Here is a 1,063-nt window from a genome sequence, read left to right on the forward strand (position 1 = left end):
ATTCCCTAAAATATAGCTGGTCACATTTTCGCCCGTGAGCACCGTTCTTTCACTAAAGTTAAGAAGCTTTAATCGATAAGCTGCCCCTTTTCCCATAGCAAAAGCCCAAGAAGGGTCGAAGTTAAGATCTGTCATTGAGTAGGCGATATCTCCAAATACAACATACTCCAAAGGCTTGAGATATGGATTAGCAATCAAAGCAACACCTATCACCTGCATCACATCCGAACGTTTGTCTTGCGTGGCTGCCTCGATGTAATCCTGAAAGGCATCATCTTCCATGTCGATATTGGCATTTCTCATTAAACATTCTGGCGTGGCACAACTCGCCTTAAAACGAACATTAAACGATTCATTATTCACCACTAGATTGCGTCGATAACTGCCATCTTGAGAGACATTATCTACCTCTTCCGTACGGCGTGATAATCGATTTTCTTCGAGTTTTCTAAGGGCTTCTCCCCCCTCAATAAAGCCATTTTTAATTTGATGAATGAGGTCATATCCAACATCATAAGTAATATTGTTTTTGTCATAACCTTTCAAAATAACATCGAACGCCTGACTAAACTCTTTAACGGCTTGGCTGTGTACTGACGTTTCCAAATCTAACGAAGGAAGAATAATCAACAGCGCTTCTGTCGCTTTAACAACCTCACTTTCTAGTTTTCTTTTCTCAACTGTCTTCTTTCTAATAGCTGCGTATCGCTCTTCACTGGCTTGAATTTCTTGCCAGTTTTTTTCTCGCTCCTGAAATCGTTCTCTACGCTGTCTTTCAATTTTTTCTCTAGGGGTTTCTTTTGGCACTACGGATTCCTTAATTGCTTGATTTGATGGCATTAGCGAACCTGTCGGAGCGAAGTTTCTCGCTTCAGCTCGCCTTAATGCCAATCTAGAAGCCTCCGCTTCTCTAGCCATCTTACAAGTAGAACATGGGCACACTGACGGATTCGAGTGCCCAATAGGGCAACGATGAGATTTTGAAGGGTCAAAAATATCGGGAAGCCCCCCATTCAAGCTATGCATTCGCACACCCATAAGAAAAAATTGAACAGTGACAATA

At 41.9% G+C, this 1,063-nt stretch carries 1 pseudogene; it reads right to left on the reverse strand.

What is annotated here, in order from left to right:
- Nucleotides 1-807: pseudogene (locus R7Q38_RS24670) on the reverse strand (hypothetical protein); the annotation flags it as partial.
- Between the last annotated feature and the right edge of the window lie 256 nt (nt 808-1,063).

Source organism: Vibrio sp. Vb0598, from assembly GCF_033338935.1.
Taxonomy (GTDB): domain Bacteria; phylum Pseudomonadota; class Gammaproteobacteria; order Enterobacterales; family Vibrionaceae; genus Vibrio; species Vibrio alginolyticus.